The following is an 18,515-nucleotide window of genomic DNA, read 5'->3' on the forward strand; positions in this document are numbered from 1 at the left end:
GCGCCGTTATGCTCAGTCCCTTTTGGCCCGCGCCCACCCCATGTCCAGCCCCTCTAGCCCAGCGCCCGTGCCCGGTTCGGGCGAGGCGCTGCGCGCCCGCTACGGCCCGCGCTACCGCTGGCTGCTGCTGGCCACGGTGATGGTGGGGGTGATGGCCTCGATCATGTCGTCCACCGTGGTCAACGTGGCGATTCCGGGGCTGTCGCACCAGTTCGCGCTGGGGCAGGAGCGCGCGCAGTGGGTCACCAGCGGCTTCATGGTGGCCAGCACGGTGTCGATGCTGGTCACGCCCTGGCTGCTGGCGCGCTTCGGCTACCGCGCCACCTTCAACGGCTGCATGGTGCTGCTGCTGGCCGGCGGGCTGCTGGGCGGCTTTGCGCAAAACTACCCGCTGGTGCTGGTGGCGCGCGTGGCCGAGGGGCTGGCCGCGGGCGTGGTGCAGCCGATCCCGGCCATCATCATCATGCGCGCCTTCGAGCCGCACGAGCAGGGCCGCGCCAGCGGGCTGTTCGGCATGGGCGTGGTACTGGCGCCAGCGCTGGGGCCGTCGGTGGGCGGCCTGCTGGTCGATGCCTTCGGCTGGCGATCGATCTTCTTCATGGTGGCGCCGTTCTGTGCGCTGTGCCTGTGGATGGCGCGGCGCTACGTGCCCACCACGGGGCCGGGCGGCGCAGCGGCCAGCCGGGCCGAGTCGCTCGACTGGATCGGCCTGACGGTGGGCACCATGGGCACGCTGAGCCTGCTCAACGGCCTGGTGGCGCTGCGCAGCGGCCCGCCGATGGAGGCCGCGCTGCTGCTGACGCTGGCGGCCGTGTGCCTGGTGGCCTTCATTGCCTGGCAGCGGCGGCGCGCGCGGCGGGGCAGGCGCCGCTGATGAACCTGGCGCTGTTTGCCTGGCGGCCGTTTGCCATGGGCGCGCTGGTGGCGCTGATCTACGGCACCGCCCTGTTCGGCTCCACCTACCTGCTGCCGGTGTACATGCAGATGGGGCTGGGGCTGTCGGCCTCGCTGGTGGGCAGCATTCTGCTGCCCTCGGGCCTGGTGCTGGCGCTGGCGATTCCGCTGGCGGCGCGCGCGGCCGACCGGCAACCCGCCAGCGGGCTGGTGAGCATGGGCCTGTCGCTGCTGGCGCTATCGTTTGCCGCCATGGTGGTGATCGGGCTGCAATCCAGCCTGTGGCTGCTGATGGCGATCACCGTCATCGGCCGCATCGGCCTCGGCTTCATCCTGCCCTCGCTCAACCTGGGCGCCATGCGCGGGTTGGATAAGGCGCTGATTCCGCAGGGCTCCAGCACCATCAACTTCGTGCGCATGCTGGGTGGCGCGGCGGGCGTCAGCCTGTGCGGCATCCTGCTCGAATGGCGGCTGGTGGCGCGCGGGGCCTCGCTGACCGACGGCCCGCCCAGCGCCGCGCGGCTGGCGGCGTTCGACGACGTATTCCTCATCCTGGCCGCGCTGTGCGGGCTGGCCATGCTGGCCGCGCGGCACCTGAACCAACCCGTGCAGCCGCCGGAGCGGATCGCATAATCGCCCCATGTGCCAGCTGCTGGGGATGAACTGCAACACGCCGACGGACGTGACGTTCAGCTTCGCCGGTTTCGCGCAGCGCGGCGGCCGCACCGACCACCATGCCGATGGCTGGGGCATTGCCTTCTTCGAGGGCGCGGCGCGCGCCTGTTCGTCGACCCGGGTGCCGCGGCCGAATCGCCCGTGGCCGAGCTGATCCGCCGCTACCCCATCAAGAGCCGCAACGTCATCTCGCACATCCGCAAGGCCACGGTGGGCGCGGTGACGCTGGAGAACTGCCACCCCTTCGTGCGCGAGCTGTGGGGCCGCTACTGGGTGTTCGCCCACAACGGCGATTTGAAGGACTACGCGCCGCGCCTGCACGGCCACTTCCGCCCCGTGGGCAGCACCGACAGTGAGCAGGCCTTCTGCTGGCTGATGCAGGAGCTGGCCAAGGCCCACGCCAGTGTGCCGCCGGTGGATGAGCTGACGCGCACGCTGCGCGAGCTGGTGCCGCAGGTGGCGCGCCACGGCACCTTCAACATGCTGCTCTCCAACGGCGAGGCGCTGTGGGCGCACGGCTCGACCAAGCTGTGCTACATCGTGCGCCAGCACCCGTTTGCCAGCGCGCAGTTGGCGGACGAGGACCTGTCGGTCAACTTTGCCGAGCACACCACGCCCAGCGACCGCGTGGCTGTGGTGGCCACCACGCCGCTGACGCGCGACGAGCAGTGGACGCCGTTCGCGCCCGGCGAGCTGAAGGTGTTCGTGGATGGGGCGCCGCTGGAAGCCTGAAGGCAGCGTCGCAGCACCAGCGTCAAACAGGAGTATATTGCTCTTGTGCCCGATAGTCGGGCGCAAGCAGTCACCTATGCAGGAGTATGCACAAATACCCTGCCTACACCCGCAGCCCCATGCTCAAGCCCCCGCACCGTCGTCTCGCGCACCGCGCGCCGCACCACGGGCGGTTCATCGCCCAGGTGGTAAGCCAGCTTGCGCTCGCGCAGCGCCACGTCGGCGGCGCTGACGCGCTCGAAGCGGCGCAGGTGGTCGGTCCATGACGCGTCCTCGATCACCTCGACAAAGCGCCCCGGCTCGTTGATGTCGTGCAGCAGCTCCCAACCCACCGCACCCTGGCGCAGGCGCGAGCGGCGGCTTTCCTCCATCAGCGCGCGGAAGGCCGGCGCGTCGATGGGGTCGATGCGGTATTCGATGGTCACCAGCACGTGACCGCTCTCTGGTGGCGCGGTGACGTTGGGGCGCGGCAGGGGCCGGCGGGCGTGGGGTCTTCCATCACGCCGCGGTCGGGCCATCGCCAGCTGGCCAGCGCCATGGCGGCGATGCCGCTGGCCGCGCCCAGGCCCAGCGCCACGGGCACGCTGCTCCAGGTGGCCACCTGGCCCCACACCGCCGCGCCCGAGGCCGACGCGCCCATGATGGCCATCTGGTACATCGACATACCGCGCGCGCGCACCCAGTCGGGCAGGCTGATCTGCGCCGACACGCTGAGCGTGTTGGCCGTGGTCAGCCACGCCGCGCCGCCCAGCGCCATGGCCAGCACGCCGAGCCAGATGTTGGTGTTGACGGCCATGATGGCCATGGTGGCCGCCTGCACGCCGGCGCCCAGCAGCACCACCTTGTCGCGCGAGAACGTCTGCCGCAGCCGCGGCAGCGCGAAGGTGGAGGCGATGGCACCTGCCCCCATGGCCGCCAGCAGCACGGTGAAGGTGCCGGCATCGCCACCCTTGATGTGGCGCGCCACCAGCGGCAGCAGCGCCATCAGCGCGGTGGAGTGGAAGAAGAAGATGCCGATGCGCAGCAGCACGCCCTTGAGGTGGTAGGACTGCGCCACGTACTGCAGCCCCACGCGCATGGCGCCGCGCAGGCTTTCGCGCCCCAGCGGGTCAGGCTTGTGCTCGCGCCGCCAGCGCGTGATGACCACCGCCGCGCCCACCGACAGCAGCGCGTTCAGCAGGAACACCCAGGCACTGCCCAGGCTGGCGATGACGGCACCGGCGATCAGCGGCCCCATGATGCGCGAGGCGTTCATCGACACGCCGTTCAGCGCCAGCGCCGCCGGCAGCTTGGCACGCGGCACCAGCTCGGGCACGATGGCCGAGAACACCGGCCAGCGCAGCGCCAGCCCCACGCCGTTGAGGAACAACAGCACCAGCAGCAGCGGCGGCGTCACCACGTCCAGAAAAATCGCCAGCGCCAGCAGCCCGCCCACCACCGCCACCCACACCTGGGTGAAGAACAAAAAGCGCTTGCGGTCCAGGATGTCGGCCAGCGCGCCCGAGGGCAGGCCGAGCAGAAACACGGGCAGCGTGGCCGCCGTCTGCACCAGCGCCACCCAGATCGGCGTGGAAGTCAGCGTGGTCATCAGCCAGGCCGCCGCCACGTCGTTCATCCACATGCACAGGTTGGCGATCAGCCAGGTGCTCCACAGCATGGTGAACACACCGTGCTGGAACGGCGCCAGCGGGCCAAGGTCGGCGGATGAGGGGCGGCCGCGGCCGCCGGGCGATCGGAATCGGGCATGGGAAGCCGCCGATGATAGGCCAATGCGCCACGGGGCGCAGCGCCTGACACTATTCAATCAATAGCTGTCTGCGCTTGATTGACAGGCGCCGGAGGCCGATTTGACTTGTAAAGAATCAGAGCTTCGGGATGCGGATGCGGCTGATCATCAGCGAGCCCGACAGCGCGTACAGCAGCACCAGCGGGTGCAGCGTGTAGCCGGCGATCTTCAGCGAGCCACCCCACAGGGCCGGCCCGATGGCGCCCACGGCCGCGGCCACGCACAGCAGCGCCACCAGCAGGATCGAAGTGGGGATCGGCGTGCCCTCGAAATACTTCACCTTGTCGCCGCCGGCCGACATGGCCTCGGCCGTGACATTGAAGCGCGCCAGCCGCGACACCCCGCAGGCGACGAAGAAGCACAGGATGATGCGGTCCCACAGCCCCTGCATGCCGACGCCGTAGGCGATCAGCGCCGGCGCCACGCCGAACGAGATCACATCGGCCAGCGAATCCAGCTCGCGCCCCAGCAGCGACGACTTCTGCCGCCAGCGCGCCACGCGGCCGTCGAAGATGTCGAACACCAGCGCCGCCAGCACCAGCGCGCAGGCGTAGTACACGTGGTGCACCTCGCCGGTCTGGATGAACGTGATGATGGCGAACATCGCCCCCACCCCGCACACCGCGTTGGCCAGCGTGAACCAGTCCGCGAGGTGGAACTCGCGGATCATCGAGAAGGGCTTTTTCTTCGGCGCTGCTGTTTCGCTCATCAAGCCAGTCTGCCTGAGCGCGGCGGCTGGCGATGTCAGCGAAGGGCGCGAATGGGGGATCGGTTTTGCCGCCGTGCCGCCTGCCTCGCTCCGTGCCACCGTCGTCGGATCACTATGTGGAACGCGTGCGATTCGATCTGGCACAGGCTATGAAGCGTGCCCGTGCCGGCGCACCATATACTCCCATACATTCAGGCTGTTAGCGCTTATCAGATAAACTTAAACACCCTATACCTCCTCGATTTTCAACCACAGAGAACCCTCACCCGCTGTTGCGCAAGCCTGACGCGATGCCGTTGATGGTGATGTGGATGCCAGTGGCCAGGCGCGGGCTGGTGTCGCCCTCGCGGTAGCGCTTGAGCAACTCCACCTGCAGGTGGTTGAGCGGGTCCATGTAGGGCGAACGCAGTTGCAGCGACTGGCTGAGCTGGCGGTTGTCGGCCAGCAGTTCATCCTGCTCCAGGATGGCCAGCAGGTGGCGGCGTGTGAGTGCCCACTCAGCGCAGATGCGCTCGAAGATTTTGGCGCGCAGTTCGGCATCCGTCACCAGATCGGCGTAGCGCGAGGCGATGGCCATGTCGGTCTTGGCCAGCACCATGTCCATGTTCGACAGCAGGCTGGCGAAGAACGACCACGACGCGCGCATGCAGCGCAGGCTGACCAGACCATCCGGGTTCGCCTGCAGATAGCCTTCCACCGCCGAGCCGAAGCCGTACCAGCCCGGCAGCATGAGGCGGCACTGCGACCAGCTGAACACCCAGGGATGGCCCGCAGGTCCTCGATGCGCTGCGACGACTTGCGCGCCGCGGGGCGGCTGCCGATGTTGAGCGCCGCGATCTCGGACACCACGGTGGACTGCTGGAAGTAGGTGGCGAACCCCGGTGTTTCGTAGACCAGCGCGCGGTAGGCCTGGAAGGCGCGTTGTGAGAGATCGTCCATGACGGCCTGGAACTGATCGACCGCCGCGGCCTCGCCCTCCTGCCGGGCCAGGCTGGCCTCCAGCGTGGCGGCCAGCAGCACCTCCAGGTTGCGGCGGCCCGTTTCGGGCGTGCCGTACTTGGCGGATATCACCTCGCCCTGCTCGGTCAGCCGGATCTGGCCCGACACCGCACCCGGTGGCTGCGCCAGGATGGCGTGGTACGACGGCCCGCCACCGCGCCCGACCGAGCCGCCCCGGCCATGGAACAGGCGCAGCCGCACGCCGTGCGCGCGGCAGACCTCGACCAGCGCGATCTCGGCCTTGTACAGCTCCCAGCCCGAGGTCAGGAAGCCGCCGTCCTTGTTGCTGTCGGAATAGCCAAGCATCACCTCCTGCTCGTCGCCACGCGCCGCCACCAGGCTGCGGTAGCCGGGCAGGCGGAACAGCGCGTCCATGGTCTGCGCGCTGCGCTGCAGGTCTTCGATGGTCTCGAAGAGCGGCACCAGGTTCACGTCGGCCTGAGGCTTCGGGCCGGGGCGCAGCAGGCCGCTTTCCTTCAGCAGCAGCGCCAGCTCCAGCATGTCCGACACGCCATCCGTCTTGGAGATGATGCAGTTGACGATGGCGGCCGCGCCATGGCGCGCGCGGAGTTCGCGGGCCGCGTCGAAGATGGCGAGTTCGGAGCGTGTCTCTTCGGAATAGTCCAGGTACGGCGAGCGCAGCGGCCGCGTCGATGCCAGCTCTTCCGTCAGCAGGGCCACGCGCGCTGCTTCCGGCAGCGCCGCGTAATCGGCGCAACGCCCCGCCAGCGCCAGCAGTTCGGCCACGGTGCGCACGTGCACGTCGGAGTTCTGGCGCAGGTCGATCGGTGCCAGGTGAAAGCCGAACACCTGCACCGCACGCTGCAGCCGGGCCAGCCGGCCAGCCGCGAGGGCGCCGCTGCCGTGGCTGCGCAACGAGGCCGACAGCACGGCGAGATCGGCGCCCAGTGCGTCGGCATCGGCATACGGCTCGGCCACCGCCACGCCATGCCGCGGCGGCGTGTCGGGGTTCAGCCCCGCTGCGTGGCGACCAGGCGCGCGTAGATGCCGATCAGCGCGCGGCGGTAAGGCTCGTCGGCGCGCTGGGGCGACGCATCGCCCGCGCGCTCGGCCAGCGCCCGCAAGGCGGCGGTGGGCTGCAGGAACAGTTCGGACAGCGCCAACTCGCTGCCCAGCGCGTGCACCTCGGCCTCGTAGTGCGCAAAGGCCATCGACGCCTGCAGGCGCATGGCCTGCTGCAGCGTCTCGGCGGTGACGAAAGGGTTGCCGTCGCGGTCGCCGCCGATCCAGCTGCCGACGCGAAACAACGGCGGCAGCTGCCACGTCCGTTCGGGATAGCGCTGGCGCAGCTGCTGCTCGGCCTGCAGGTACAGCCGGGGCAACTCGGTGAAGAAAGTTTCTTCGAAGTAGCTGATGCCGTTGCGTACCTCGTCGATCACGTTCAGCCGCACCGGCCGCAGCATGCGCGTCTGCCACATGCGCAGCACGGCATCGGTCAGCTGCACGTCGTTGTCGGCGGCCTCGTCGGGGGTGAGCTGCAGGCGTTCGCGCTGGTCCAGCAGGTCCGCAATCAGCCGGTGGTTGTGGATCAGGCTTTGGCGCTGCACCTCGGTGGGGTGCGCGGTGAGCACGGGGGCCACCAGCGCGCGGCCCAGCAGCTCGGCCAGCGTATCGGCGGCCACGCCATCGGCCGCCAGGCGGTCGAGTGCAAAGGGCAGGCTGCCCTCGCGCGGCGGCGACTGCGCCAGGTCGTGCGCACGCCGGCGGCGCACGTGGTGCTCGTCCTCGGCGATGTTGGCCAGTTGCAGGAAGTAGCTGAAGGCGCGCACCACCACCTGCGCCTGGTCCTGCGGCAGGGGTCGAGCAGCGCCGCCATCTCGGCGCGCGCTTCGGGGTGGTTGTGGCGGGCAAAGCGGATGGCCGTGCGCCGCACCTGCTCGACCAGTTCGTACAGCGCCTGCCCCTCCTGCTCGCGCAGCGTGTCGCCCAGGATGCGCCCCAGCAGGCGGATGTCGTCGCGCAGCGGCGTGTCCTTGTCGGGCGTGGCCGGGTCGTCGGTGGCGGTGTCTGATCGGCTCATGAGGCGGACTCAGCGTGCCACGGCCCGCTCGACCGCATCGACGAACAGCGCGGGCACGTCACAACCCGTCTGGTCGAGGATTTCGCGGAAGCCCGTGGGGCTGGTGACGTTGATCTCGGTCACCTTGGTGCCGATGATGTCGAGCCCGATCAGCAGCAGGCCGCGCGGCGCCAGCACCTGGCCGATGGCCAGCGCGGTGGCGCGGTCGGTGTCGGTGAGGGGCTGGGCCACGCCCTTGCCGCCCGCGGCCAGGTTGCCGCGCACTTCGCTGCCCTGCGGAATGCGCGCCAGCACGTAGGGCGCGGGCTGGCCGTCGATGAGGATGATGCGCTTGTCGCCTGCCACGATCTCGGGCAGAAACTTCTGCACCATGAAGGTGGTGGCACCGTGGTGGTTCAGCGTCTCGGTGATTGACCCCAAGTTCAGCCCGTCGGGCCCGACGCGGAAGATGCCCATGCCGCCCATGCCGTCCAGGGGTTTCAGCACGATCTCGCCGTGCTCGGCGTGGAAGCGCTTCACGTCCTCGGGCGAGCGCGTGACCAGGGTCGGGCCAAGGTACTGCTGGAACTCCATCACCGCCAGCTTCTCCGGGTGGTTGCGCAGCGCCTGCGGGCTGTTGATGACGCGCGCGCCTTCGCGCTCGGCCTGCTCCAGCAGGTGCGTGGCGTAGATGAATTCGGCGTCGAAGGGCGGGTCCTTGCGCATCAGCACGGCGTCGAATTCGCTCAGCGCAAGATCGCGCGTGCCGACCTCGGTGAACCAGTCATCCTCATTGCCCGTCAGGCGGATGTCGCGCACCTGCGCCATCACCTGGCCACCGCTTTGCCAGCGCAGGTGGCGCGGCTCGCACACGGCAATGGCGTGGCCGCGGCGCTGCGCCTCGCGCATCATGGTGTAGGTGGTGTCCTTGTAGGCCTTGAAGGATTCGATGGGGTCGGCGACGAAGAGCAGTTTCATGGTGCGGTGGGTTGGTTTCGGCCGTACTGTTGCACAAACAGCGCCACGCTGCCGGCCACCACGCCCCAGAAGGCCGAACCGATGCCCGCGATGACGACACCGCTGAGCGTGACGAGAAAGGTGATGAGCGCCGCCTCGCGCGTGCCCTCTTCCTGCAGCGCCTGCGTCAGCCCGCTGCCGATGCTGCCCAGCAGCGCCAGCCCGGCGATGACCAGCACCAGCGCATTCGGAAAGGCCGCCAGCAGCGCCGCGATCACCGCGCCGAACACGCCCAGCGCCATGTACAGCAGCCCGCACACCGTGGCCGCGGTGTAGCGCCGCGCCTTGTCGGGGTGGGCCTCGTCGCCCATGCAGATGGCGGCGGTGATGGCGCTGAAGTTGAGCGCGAAGGCACCGAACGGCGCCAGCAGCAGCGTAACGATGCCCGCCAGCGTGATCAGGCGCGACACCGGCAGCGCATAGCCGGTGGCGCGCATCACCGCCACGCCGGGCAGGTTCTGCGAGGCCATCGTCACCACGAACAGCGGCAGCGCCAGGCTGACCACCGCCTGCCAGGTGAACACGGGCGCCATGAACACCGGCCGCGCCAGCGCATCGCCCACGCTGGCGATGCCGGGCGAGCTGATCTGCCCCACCAGCCCGGCTACCGCGATGCCGGCCAGCAGCGTGGCCATCACGGCGTAGCGCGGCGCCAGGCGGCGACCGAGCAGGTACACGCCCAGCATCGTCAGCACCAGCGGCAGCGCTGCGGGCGCCGCCTCGAACGCCTGCAGCCCGAAGCGCGCCAGCACGCCGGCCAGCAGCGCTGCGGCAATCGCCATGGGGATGCGGTTCATCACGCGCTCGAACCAGCCGGTGGCGCCGGCCACGACGATGAGCAGCGCGCACACCATGAAAGCGCCCACGGCCTCACCCATGCCGAAGCCGCCCGCCACCCCGGCCGTCGCCAGCACGGCCGCGCCGGGCGTGGACCAGGCCACCATCACCGGTTGGCGCAGCACCAGCGAGGGCAGCGCGGTGCACAGCCCCATGCCCAGGCCCAGCGCCCACATCCACGAGGCGACCTGCTCCGGCGTGGCACCGAACGCGCGCGCCGCCTGAAACACGATGGCCACCGAGCTGCTGTAGGCCACCAGCACCGCCACCACGCCGGCGGTGGCGGCCGAAGGGCTCAGGTCCTTGAAAAAGCGCATGGCTGAAGAAGGGCTTGGCGCAAGGCCACAATGCTTTGTTATTGATAGCTGCCCGCGCTTTCAGGACGGGCGCTGGAGGCCGATTTGACCATGAATCAGCTGCCACACTGCAGCAGCACCACCTGCACGTGACCGCGCGCGCGGCGCACCGTAGGATAGAAGACTTCACAACCTGCGGCCGCCCGCGCTGCCGCCCACCCACGGAGAAGACGAACATGAATGCCCCCGCCCCCATGGCCCTGGCCGGCGTGCGCGTGGTCGAGATGGGCCAGCTCATCGCCGGCCCGTTCGCCGGCAAGACGCTGGGCGAGTTCGGCGCCGATGTGGTCAAGATCGAACCGCCCGGCGCGGGCGATCCGCTGCGCAACTGGCGCCTCATCAAGAACGGCACCTCGGTGTGGTGGCAGGTGCAGTCGCGCAACAAGCGCTCGGTGGCCATCGACCTGCGCCAGCCGGAGGGGCAGCAGCTCGCACGTCAGTTGATCGCCGAGGCCGACGTGCTGGTGGAGAACTTCCGCCCCGGCACGCTGGAAGGCTGGGGCATGTCGCCAGACGAACTGCATGCGCTGAACCCGGGCCTGGTCATCCTGCGCATCTCGGGCTACGGCCAGACCGGGCCGTACCGCGACCTGCCGGGCTTCGGCGTGATCGGCGAAGCCATGGGCGGCCTGCGCGCCCTCACGGCCGAGCCGGGCCGCGTGCCGGTGCGCGTGGGCGTGTCGATCGGCGACACGCTGGCGGCGCTGCATGGCGTCATCGGCGTGATGATGGCGCTGTACCACCGCAAGGTGAACGGCGGCGCCGGCCAGGTGATCGACGTGGCGCTGCACGAGGCGGTGTTCAACGTGATGGAAAGCCTGATCCCCGAATACAGCGCCTTCGGCGCCGTACGCGAGGCCGCCGGCAGCGCCCTGCCCGGCATCGCGCCCAGCAACGCCTACGCCTGCACCGATGGCTGGGTGCTGGTGGCCGGCAACGGCGACAGCATCTTCAAGCGCCTCATGGCCACCATCGGCCGCGACGACCTGGGCGCGGCGCCCGACCTGGCCGACAACGCCGGCCGCGTGGCGCGCGTGGCCGAGATCGACGCCGCGATTGGCGACTGGACCAAGCCGCGCACCGTGCAGCAGGTGCTGGACGCCCTGGCTACCGCGCGCGTGCCCGCCGGCAAGGTCTACACCGCCAAGGACATCGCCGAAGACCCGCACTACCGCGCCCGCGACATGATCCTGCAGCAGCCCACGCGCGACGGCTACACCGTCGAAGTGCCCGGCATCGTGCCCAAGCTCTCGGCCACGCCCGGCACCGTGCGCAGCAACGCGCCGCATGTGGGCGACGACACCGATGCCGTGCTGCGCGAGATGGGCCTGAGCGCCGAGCAGATCGCGACGCTGCGCGACAAGGCCATCATCCAGTGAGCAGGCCGTGGCAAGGTGCCGGCGGCCGGGCCTGAATTGCGTTCCGCCCGCCTGCAGGCGGGGCATGACAATTGAACCCTTGACTGAAGTTGAACAGGAGACCCTTGATGACCACCCCCACCCTGCGGCGCCGCCACCTGGCCGTGCTGATGCTCGCCAGTGTCACGGCCTTCGGTGCCACGGCGCAGGAGCGCTTTCCATCGAAGCCCATCACCATCGTCGTGCCGCAGGCCGCCGGTGGTGCCAACGACGCCATCGCGCGCGTCATCGGTCAGAAGCTGTCGCAGCAGATCGGCCAGTCGGTCGTCATCGACAACCGCCCGGGCGCGGGTGGCAACGTGGGTACGGCCTGGGTGGCCAAGACCAAGCCTGACGGCTACACGCTGCTGGTGCAGGCCGACAGCGCGCAGGTCATCAACCCCTGGCTGTACAAGAGCACCGGCTTCGATCCGGTGAAGGATTTCGAACCCGTGGCGCCGCTGGCCCACGCGGGCTATGTGCTGACGGCGCACCCGAGCTTTCCGGCCAACAACGTGAAGGAGCTGATCGCGCTGGCCAAGGCCAACCCGGGCAAGTACCACATCGCCTCGGCCGGCAACGGCACGCTGAACCACCTGATCGGCGAGATGCTGGGCAAGGCCGCCGGCATCGAACTGACGCACGTGCCCTACAAGGGCTCGGCTGCCGCCGCCACCGACGTGGTGGGCGGGCAGGTGCCGCTGTCGGTGCAGTCGCTGCCGTCGTCGATTGCCTTCATCAAGAGCGGCAAGCTGAAGGTGCTGGGCGTGGTGAACGAGAAGCGCGTGGCCGCGCTGCCCGATGCGCCCACCATCGGCGAGACGATCAAGGGCTTCGGCAAGACGCCGTGGTACGGCATGTTCGCGCCGGCGGGCACGCCCAAGGCCATCGTCGACCAGCTCAATGCCGAGGTGATGAAGGCGCTGGACGACAAGGACGTGATCGACAAGCTGGCCGGCGTGGGCGCCGAGCCGTTCAAGGGCACGCCGGCGCAGCTGGGCGCCCTGGTCAAATCCGACCTCGCGCAGTGGAAGCAGGTGGTGGCCGACACCGGCGCCAAGGTGGACTGACCTGAAAAACAAGCTAAATCAGCCTTCAGCGCCCGCCCATCCAGCGCGAGCAGCTATTTAATTCATAGTCAACAGGAGACAAGACCATGCAACTCACCCGCAAGCATTTCATCGCCCTGACCGCCGCGCTGGTGGCCGGCAGCGCGTTCGCGCAGGGCTACCCGAGCAAGCCGATCACGCTGGTCGTACCCGCCGCGGCGGGCGGCACCACCGACCTGGCCGGCCGCATGCTGGCGCAGGGCCTGAGCACGGTGGTGGGCCAGCAGGTGGTGGTCGACAACAAGAGCGGCGGCAACGGTGCCATCGCAGCGGGCATCGTCAAGCGCGCGCCGGCCGATGGCTACACGCTGCTGATGCAGTACTCGGGCTACCACGTCATCTCGCCGCACCTGATGAAGCAGCGCCAGTGGGAGCTGGCCGACTTCCAGCCGATTGCCAACATCCTGTCGGCGCCGCAGATCATCGTGGTGCGCGACGACGTGCCGGCCAAGACGCTGGCCGAGCTGGTGGCCTACGCCAAGGCCAACCCGGGCAAGCTGAACTACGCCTCGTCCGGCAACGGCTCGCTGCAGCACGTGACGGGAGCCATGCTCGAGCAGCAGGCCGGCATCAAGATGGTGCACGTGCCGTACAAGGGCACCGGCCCGGCGCTGCAGGATCTGCTGGCCGGCCAGGTGCAGCTGACCTTCGGCACCGCGCCGCCCTTCATGCAGCACATCCAGGGTGGCAAGCTGCGCGTGCTGGCCGTGACGGGCGCCGAGCGCCTGCAAAGCCTGCCCGATGTGCCGACCACCGCGCAGGCGGGTTACCCCAAGCTCACACCCACGTCGTGGTTCGCCCTGTTCGCGCCCGCCGCCATGCCCAAGGACATCGCCACCAAGCTGGCCGCCGATGTGCAGAAGGTGATGGCCGACCCGGCCTTCAAGCAGAAGGCGCTGGAGCAAGGCGCCACGGCCGACTACCAGACGCCCGCGCAGCTGGGCGACAAGGTGAAGGCCGACTACGCCGAATGGGCGAACGTCATCAAGGCGTCGCAGATCGAGGCGGACTGAGGGCTGGCCCAATGACGAATGACGAATGACGAACGACCGCCGGCTGGCGCCGGCATGACGAATGAGCCGGGGCCGGTGGGGCGCAACGCCACCATCCCGCATGGATTGATCGGGAGTATAAGATGTTAGCGCCCTGTTTCAGGGCGCCAGCGGCCATATGCATTGGGAGTATATGGCAGCCCATCAGATCTCCACCTTGCTGCCCAGTTCCACCACCGCGTTGCTGGGCAGGTTCAGGAACTCGGCCGCGCCGGTGGCGCTGTGGTGCATCTGCGCGAACAGCTTTTCGCGCCACAGTGCCATGCCCTGCCCCAGCGTGGGCGTGACGATGTCGCGCGAGAGGAAGTAGCTGGTGCTCATCGGGTTCAGGTCGATGCCGCGCCCGGTTAGCAGCGCCAGCGCCTTGGGCAGGTTGATGTCGTTCTTGAAACCGTAGTTCAGCGTCACCTGCCAGCAGTCGTGGCCCAGCGGCTCCACGCTCAGGCGCTTGTCCATGCCGATCCACGGCACTTCGTGGCTGCGCACGGTGACGAACAGGTTCTGCTGGTGCAGCACCTTGTTGTGCTTCAGGTTGTGCATCAGCGCGTTGGGCACGATGTCGGGCTGCGCCGTGAGGAACACCGCCGTGCCATCCACCCGCGCCGGCGGGCTGACGAACACCGATTCGAGGAAGGACGCGAGGTCGATGGACGTGTCGCGCAGCGACTGGTTGAGCTGCTCGCGCCCGTCCTTCCAGGTGGTCATCAGCATGAAGATGGCGCCGCCGATGAGGATGGGGAACCAGCCGCCCTGGAACAGTTTGAGCAGGTTGGAGCTGAAGAAGGCAATGTCGATGGCGAAGAAGAAGCCCGTGGCCGCGATGCACAGCGCCAGCGGATAGCCCCAGCCGTAGCGGATGACAAAGAAGGTGAGCACGGTGGTGATCGTCATGTCCAGCGTCACCGCGATGCCGTAGGCCGCCGCCAGGTTGCTGGACGAGCGGAACAGCACCACCGCCAGCACGATCATCGCGAACAGGCCCCAGTTGACGAAGGGCATGTAGATCTGCCCCGTGTCCTTGGTGCTGGTGTGGCGGATCTGCAGGCGCGGCAGGTAGCCGAGTTGGATGACCTGCTTGGTGACGCTGAAGGCACCGCTGATGAGCGCCTGCGACGCAATCACGGCCGCCATGGTGGCCAGGCCCACCAGCGGCAGCGTCAGCCACTCGGGCGCCATGTGGAAGAAGGGTTTTCCACCGCCTCGGGCTCGGCCAGCAGCAGCGCGCCCTGGCCGAAGTAGTTGAGCGTGAGGCAGGGCATGACGATGGAAAACCAGGCCACGCGGATCGGCTTCTTGCCGAAGTGCCCCATGTCGGCGTACAGCGCCTCGCCGCCGGTCACGCACAGCACCACCGCGCCGAGGATGATGAAGGTGATGCCCGGATGCGCGAAGATGAAGCGCAGCGCGTGGTGCGGGCTGAGTGCCCACAGGATTTCGGGGTGGTCAATGATGTGCCACACGCCCATCGCCGCGATGACGAGGAACCACAGCACCATCACGGGCCCGAAGAAGCGGCCGATGCCCGCCGTGCCGCGCTTCTGCACCCAGAACAACACGAACAGAATCGCCAGCGTGACCGGTATCACCGCTTTGCGGAACGCGGGCGAGACCACGTCCAGCCCCTCCACCGCCGACAGCACCGTGATGGCCGGGGTGATGACGCCGTCGCCATAGAACAGGCAGGTGCCGAAGATGCCGATCAGCAGCATCCACTTGCGCAGCGCGGGCGCCTTGTCCTTCACGCTTTGCGAGGCCAGCGCCAGCATGGCGACCAGCCCGCCCTCGCCATGGTTGTCGGCGCGCAGCACCAGGGTGACGTATTTCAGCGAGACGATGATGGTCAGCGTCCAGAACACGATGGACAGCACGCCGTACACGTTGCCATGCGTGAACGGTACGTGGCCCGAGCCGAACACCTCCTTGATGGTGTACAGCACGCTGGTGCCGATGTCGCCGTAGACGACACCGATGGCGCCCAGAGTGAGGGCGCCGAGAGAGGATTTGGAGGCGGACACAGAAAGTCGCCGGCCCTGGCCTGAAACAGCGGGGTGGGGCGCGGCGCCAAGAATGCGTTGGCGCGATTGTGCGCCGGTGCGGCGCGGCTGTGGCGGTCTTTTTGGCGAGCCGGTGCGGTGGTTGTCGTGCGCCGGCAACTGGGTGCATGTCACCGGCGACCTGCGCGGGCCAGGTGCGGTGGCACGGGGCATCAAGGCCGGGGGACTTACCGAATTATTCGGATATCGAAAACAGCCTCTCGCGCTTGAAAATCAGGCGCAAGCAGCTCCCATATTGATGGCAACACATGGCTTCAAATCGCTATCACTTGTTTTGCACCCTGCACAGGGTCGGCGACACGTTCGTGGCGACTCACTCCAGCTCTGCAGCTCCGGGTCGGTCGCTTCCAGCTCGTAGCTGGCCGCCACCATGGCCAGACGCGCGATGACGCCGTACATGTAGAAGCGGTTGGGCGCGCTGGCGCCCGCCTTGGCGCCCGGCTTGGGCAGTTGCGCCGCGCTGGAGAAGGCCAGCGGCACGAAGTGCGCGCCGGGCGCATTCAGGTTCTCGTCCTCGCCGCGCTCGGCGTGCACGCGGTAGAAGCCGCCCACCACGTAGCGGTCGATCATGTACACCACCGGCTCGGCCACCGCGTCGTGAATGCGCTCGTGCGTCAGCACCCCTTCCTGGATGATCACCTCGCCCCGGGGCACGATCTGCGCCGCCTTGGCGCGCGGCTTCTGCAGCAGCGGCTCCAGATCCTTCACGTCGCGCACCGTCAGCAGGCCCGCACCGTGCGTGCCCTGGTCGGCCTTGACGACGACGAAGGGCTTCTCGTTGATGCCGTACTCCTTGTACTTGCGGCGCACCTTGGTCAGCAGCGCATCGACGTTGGTGCGCAGGCATTCGCCGCCGCTGGCCTCGCGGATGTCGACCTCGCCGCAGCTGGCGAACATGGGGTTGATCAGCCACGGGTCGATGCCCAGCAGCTTGCCGAAGCGCTTGCTCACTTCTTCATAGCACTGGAAGTGGCGGCTCTTGCGCCGCACGCTCCAGCCGGCCTGCAGCGGCGGCAGCAGATACTGCTCGTGCAGGTCTTCCAGAATGCCGGGCGCGCCGGCCGACAGGTCGTTGTTCAGCAGGATGGTGCAGGGGTCGAAGTGCTTCAGCCCCAGCCGGTAGCGCGTGCGCTGCGCCGGCTCCAGCGTCAGCGTCTCGCCGTCGGGCAGCGCGATGGTGCTGCTGCGCTTGATGGCCGGGTCGATGGAGCCGAAGCGCACGTTCAGCCCCGCCATGCGGAAGATCTCCTGCAGCCGCGCCAGGCTGGCCAGGTAGAAGCTGCCGGGCTTGCCGTTCTCGGGCACGATCATCAGGTTGCGCGCCTCGGGGCAGATCTTCTCGATGGCCGCCTGCGCCGCCTGCACCGCCAGTGGCAGCACGTCGGCCGACAGGTTGTGCCAGCCGTCGGGGTACAGGTTGGTGTCCACCGGCGCCAGCTTGAAGCCGGCGTTGCGGATGTCGACCGAGCAGTACAGCGGCGGCGTGTGCTCCATCCACTCCAGGCGGAACCAGCGCTCGATCACCGGCGTGGCGTCGAGGATGCGCTGCTCCAGCTCGTTGATGGGGCCGGACAGGGCAGTGACGAGGTGAGGAACCATGGGCGGCGGGCGTGAGGCGACAGTGCCCGCCAGTGTAGTGGGCTGCCGCGGCGCGCCGCGCCACGTTCAACGGGCGGTGTAGATCTGGTCGAAGTGCCCGCCGTCGGCAAAGTGCGCCTGGCTGGCCTGCGCCCAGCCGCCGAAGGCCTGGTCGATGCTGAAGAGCTGAAGCCTGGGGAACTGCTTCGCATACCGGGCCGCGGCCTTGTCGGAGGTGGGCCGGTAGAAGTGCTGGCCGGCCAAGTCCTGGCCCTCGTCGCTGTACAGGTAGTCCAGGTACGCCTGCGCCACGGCGCGGGTGCCGCGCCGGTCGACGTTGCGGTCGACCACGGTCACCGCCGGCTCGGCCAGGATCGACAGGCTGGGGTAGACGATCTCGAAGCGGCCGCCGAACTCCTTGTTCAGCAGGTGCGCCTCGTTCTCCCAGGCGATCAGCACGTCGCCCTGGCCGCGCTGGGCAAAGCTGACGGACGAGCCGCGCGCGCCGGTGTCGAGCACGGGCACGTTGGCGTACAGCCGGGCGACGAAGTCCTTGGCCTTGGCGTCGCCGCCCAGCTTGCGCCGGGCGTATTCCCACGCCGCCAGGTAGTTCCAGCGCGCGCCGCCGCTGGTCTTGGGGTTGGGGGTGATGACCTTCACGCCGGGCTTGGCCAGGTCTTCCCAGTCCTTGATGCCCCTGGGGTTGCCCTAGCGCACCACCAGCACGATGGTGGAGGTGTAGGGCGCGCTGTTGTGCGGCAGGCGCTTCTGCCAGTCTTTCGGGATCCAGCCGCCGTGCGCGTGCAGCGCGTCGGTGTCGCCGGCCAGCGCCAGCGTGGCCACGTCGGCGGCCAGCCCGTCGATGATGGCGCGCGCCTGCTTGCCCGAGCCGCCGTGCGACTGCTTGATAGTGACGACCTGGCCGGTCTTGCCCTTCCAGTGCGCGGCAAAGGCCTGGTTGAAGGCGACGTAGAACTCGCGCGTGGGGTCGTAGCTGACGTTGAGCAGCGTCACGGGCGCGGGCTGCGCGAACGCCGGCGCGCCGGTGGCGGCCAGGGTGGCGGCGGCCAGCGCGCGCAGGGCGGTGCGGCGGCGAAGGGACATGGCGAAACTCCTGCAGACCAATCGTGTTGAGAAGGCCGCGATGCTGCCGGCGGACGCCGCGCGCGGGAACGATTCTTTCTTGTTTGCTTATGCCGGGCGCCGCCGGCTTACCCAAGGCATTGAATGAAATGCCGCCGCAGCGCTTGACCACACGGCGCCTGAAGCTATTGAAAAATAGCGTCCATCGTGGCATCAT

7 protein-coding genes and 7 pseudogenes are annotated in these 18,515 nt (G+C 68.7%); 6 read left to right on the plus strand and 8 right to left on the minus strand.

Annotation, left to right across the window (positions count from 1 at the left end):
- The first annotated feature begins 40 nt into the window (after positions 1–40).
- Both H0I39_RS08365 and H0I39_RS08370 read left to right on the plus strand, forming a co-directional pair.
- A pseudogene (locus H0I39_RS08365) lies at positions 41–1,527 on the plus strand (MFS transporter).
- 7 nt (positions 1,528–1,534) lie between these two features.
- A pseudogene (locus H0I39_RS08370) lies at positions 1,535–2,301 on the plus strand (class II glutamine amidotransferase).
- 74 nt (positions 2,302–2,375) lie between these two features.
- On the opposite strand, the pseudogene H0I39_RS08375 reads toward H0I39_RS08370, so the two are convergent.
- The 5 genes and pseudogenes from H0I39_RS08375 to H0I39_RS08395 form a co-directional block, all read right to left on the minus strand.
- Positions 2,376–3,958: pseudogene (locus H0I39_RS08375) on the minus strand (MFS transporter).
- A gap of 205 nt (positions 3,959–4,163) precedes the next feature.
- On the minus strand, positions 4,164–4,796 hold the full coding sequence (gene pssA, locus H0I39_RS08380; protein WP_180550171.1) for a CDP-diacylglycerol--serine O-phosphatidyltransferase: 633 nt from the start codon (positions 4,794–4,796) through the stop codon (positions 4,164–4,166).
- Positions 4,797–5,058: 262 nt separating this feature from the next.
- A pseudogene (gene ppc / locus H0I39_RS24035) lies at positions 5,059–7,836 on the minus strand (phosphoenolpyruvate carboxylase).
- A gap of 9 nt (positions 7,837–7,845) precedes the next feature.
- Positions 7,846–8,793: a glutathione synthase gene (gshB, locus tag H0I39_RS08390; RefSeq protein WP_180550172.1), complete on the minus strand. Its 948-nt coding sequence runs from the start codon at positions 8,791–8,793 to the stop codon at positions 7,846–7,848.
- Positions 8,790–9,986 carry a benzoate/H(+) symporter BenE family transporter gene (locus tag H0I39_RS08395; protein WP_180550173.1) on the minus strand — a complete coding sequence of 399 codons (1,197 nt, stop codon included), beginning with the start codon at positions 9,984–9,986 and terminating at the stop codon, positions 8,790–8,792. The genes gshB and H0I39_RS08395 overlap by 4 nt, the downstream gene beginning before the upstream one ends.
- Positions 9,987–10,201: 215 nt before the next feature.
- Between H0I39_RS08395 and H0I39_RS08400 the strand changes: the two genes are divergently transcribed.
- The 3 genes from H0I39_RS08400 to H0I39_RS08410 all read left to right on the plus strand — a co-directional run bounded on the left by H0I39_RS08400 (position 10,202) and on the right by H0I39_RS08410 (position 13,544).
- Positions 10,202–11,404 (plus strand): CaiB/BaiF CoA transferase family protein, encoded by a 1,203-nt coding sequence (locus H0I39_RS08400; RefSeq protein WP_180550174.1) that lies wholly within the window; start codon positions 10,202–10,204, stop codon positions 11,402–11,404.
- 107 nt (positions 11,405–11,511) lie between these two features.
- The gene (locus tag H0I39_RS08405; RefSeq protein ID WP_180550175.1) at positions 11,512–12,492 is read left to right on the plus strand and encodes a Bug family tripartite tricarboxylate transporter substrate binding protein; all 981 of its coding nucleotides are present in this window, start codon (positions 11,512–11,514) and stop codon (positions 12,490–12,492) included.
- Between the two features lie 86 nt (positions 12,493–12,578).
- Positions 12,579–13,544: a Bug family tripartite tricarboxylate transporter substrate binding protein gene (locus tag H0I39_RS08410; RefSeq protein WP_180550176.1), complete on the plus strand. Its 966-nt coding sequence runs from the start codon at positions 12,579–12,581 to the stop codon at positions 13,542–13,544.
- 183 nt (positions 13,545–13,727) lie between these two features.
- On the opposite strand, the pseudogene H0I39_RS08415 reads toward H0I39_RS08410, so the two are convergent.
- From H0I39_RS08415 to H0I39_RS08425, 3 pseudogenes are all read right to left on the minus strand, one after another.
- Positions 13,728–15,598: pseudogene (locus H0I39_RS08415) on the minus strand (potassium transporter Kup).
- A 363-nt stretch (positions 15,599–15,961) separates the two neighbouring features.
- A pseudogene (gene gshA, locus H0I39_RS08420) lies at positions 15,962–17,236 on the minus strand (glutamate--cysteine ligase); the annotation flags it as partial.
- Between the two features lie 66 nt (positions 17,237–17,302).
- Positions 17,303–18,319, minus strand: a pseudogene (locus H0I39_RS08425) (sulfate ABC transporter substrate-binding protein).
- Here H0I39_RS08425 and H0I39_RS21905 point away from each other — a divergent pair.
- The gene (locus tag H0I39_RS21905; protein ID WP_257645697.1) at positions 18,318–18,446 is read left to right on the plus strand and encodes a hypothetical protein; all 129 of its coding nucleotides are present in this window, start codon (positions 18,318–18,320) and stop codon (positions 18,444–18,446) included. The pseudogene H0I39_RS08425 and the gene H0I39_RS21905 overlap by 2 nt on opposite strands.
- The last annotated feature ends 69 nt before the right edge of the window (positions 18,447–18,515 follow it).

It is taken from the genome of Ottowia beijingensis, from assembly GCF_013423955.1.
In the GTDB taxonomy this organism is placed as follows: domain Bacteria; phylum Pseudomonadota; class Gammaproteobacteria; order Burkholderiales; family Burkholderiaceae_C; genus Ottowia; species Ottowia beijingensis.

Bases quoted from the DNA above. Each gene is read 5' to 3' on its own strand.
- H0I39_RS08395 (WP_180550173.1), bottom strand. From the start codon at position 9,986: ATGCGCTTTTTCAAGGACCTGAGCCCTTCGGCCGCCACCGCCGGCGTG.
- pssA (WP_180550171.1), bottom strand. From the start codon at position 4,796: ATGAGCGAAACAGCAGCGCCGAAGAAAAAGCCCTTCTCGATGATCCGC.
- H0I39_RS08405 (WP_180550175.1), top strand. From the start codon at position 11,512: ATGACCACCCCCACCCTGCGGCGCCGCCACCTGGCCGTGCTGATGCTC.
- H0I39_RS21905 (WP_257645697.1), top strand. From the start codon at position 18,318: ATGGCGAAACTCCTGCAGACCAATCGTGTTGAGAAGGCCGCGATGCTG.
- H0I39_RS08410 (WP_180550176.1), top strand. From the start codon at position 12,579: ATGCAACTCACCCGCAAGCATTTCATCGCCCTGACCGCCGCGCTGGTG.
- gshB (WP_180550172.1), bottom strand. From the start codon at position 8,793: ATGAAACTGCTCTTCGTCGCCGACCCCATCGAATCCTTCAAGGCCTAC.
- H0I39_RS08400 (WP_180550174.1), top strand. From the start codon at position 10,202: ATGAATGCCCCCGCCCCCATGGCCCTGGCCGGCGTGCGCGTGGTCGAG.